The sequence below is a fragment of the Propionibacterium ruminifibrarum genome, from assembly GCF_900289195.1.
Classification (GTDB): domain Bacteria; phylum Actinomycetota; class Actinomycetes; order Propionibacteriales; family Propionibacteriaceae; genus Propionibacterium; species Propionibacterium ruminifibrarum.
The window spans coordinates 1-1,535 of sequence record NZ_OMOH01000022.1 but is presented as its reverse complement, the minus strand read 5'-3'; the positions used below and the strand labels follow the sequence as shown (position 1 = coordinate 1,535).

Below are 1,535 nucleotides of genomic sequence, written 5' to 3'. Positions count from 1 at the left end.
GCGGCTCCGGTGGGGGGTTCGGTTCAGCGGTTGTTGTCGTGGCGTCCGTTGGTGGCGTTGGGTGACATGTCGTACAGCGTGTACTTGATCCACTGGCCCGTCTTCGTGCTGATGATGGCGGCCCTCGGCCGGGCGCAGCTCGGCACGGCGGAGGCATTCGGCGCGATCGCGCTCTCCTTGGGCCTGGCCTGGCTCATGCGGCGTTTCGTCGACCGGCCCGCTCAGGAGCACCCGCAGGGTGACAGGATCGTTGCGAAGAAGACCCTCGTCGTCGTGATCAGCCTGGCCCTCGGCCTTGCCCCGCTGTACGGGACCCGGGCCGTGCTCGATGCCCGCCGGGCCGATGAGCGTGCCATCGTCGCGGCGGCCCCGGGCGATCCCCGCTTCCCCGGCCCGACCGTGCTGGGCACGTCCGACCCGGTGGACTACTCCGACGAGCCGATCCCCGGGCCGCTCGCCGTCCACGAGAGCTGGGTGCCCGACCTGCCCGAACCCTGCCCGCCCGAGCACGAGGAACTCCTCGCCGGCACCAAGACCAACTGCTCGGCCCTGCCCGGGGCGGACGAGGATTCACCCAGGGTCGTCATCGTGGGGGACTCGCACGCCCAACAGACGATCACCCCGGTGGCCGCCGAGCTGGCGGACCGCCACGGCTGGCAGGTCACCGAGTACCTCACCGGGTCGTGCGCCTTCGGGATCTGGGACGCCTACCGCGACGACTGCGTCAAGCGCAACGAGGTCGTGCTCGACCTGCTCACCGAGGACCCGCCGGACATCGTCATGCTCCAGTCCACCCAGACGATGCAGGACTGGGCCGGCGAGATCCAGCGCCCCGGTGTGCAGGCCGCCATCGAATGGCTCACGAGCCTGGGGATCACCGTCGTCGGGGTGCGCGACAACCCGCGGTCGACCAGCGATCTGTACGAGTGCTCCAGTGAACGTCCGGTGGACTCCGCTACCGGCGGCTGCGTGTTCGATCAGTACCAGTACCTGGCCGAACTCGATCCCGCGGCCGAGTTCACGGCCATCCCCGGTTTCATCGAGATCGACCCCACCGATCTGTACTGCGTCGACGGCGAGTGCTACACGATCATCGGCAACGTCTACGTCTACATGGACAACAACCACATCAACGGGGCCTACTCGCGCGCCATGGCTCCCGAGCTGGCGGATCGAGTCGACACGGTACTGGGCCTGCGCTGACCCCGGTCGCACATGCGCGGAATCACCCAAATGCGGGTTCTACCCATGACGTCCGCTAGATTGACTTACCAGCCGGGCACACACCGACTAGCAGGTCCTCCCCGCCACGTGCCCGGCGCGTCCTGGCCGATCGATCAGTGGAGTAGGTGCACCAGACGATGAGCTCTGACGCAGGGCCTGATGAGAGGACGCCCGCAGGCGCCGCGGGGGCGGACGGCAGGCCGCGCCGTGGGGATATTCAGGGTTTGCGTGCGGTGTGCATGATGCAGGTGTTGGCTTATCATGCGTGGACGGTTGGTTCGCCGATTGGTGTGGATGCGTTCATCATGATC

1 protein-coding gene is annotated in these 1,535 nt (G+C 67.6%); it reads left to right on the top strand.

The window, feature by feature from the left end:
- Positions 1-9 precede the first annotated feature (9 nt).
- Positions 10-1,203 (top strand): acyltransferase family protein, encoded by a 1,194-nt coding sequence (locus PROPJV5_RS12265; protein WP_338047477.1) that lies wholly within the window; start codon positions 10-12, stop codon positions 1,201-1,203.
- The last annotated feature ends 332 nt before the right edge of the window (positions 1,204-1,535 follow it).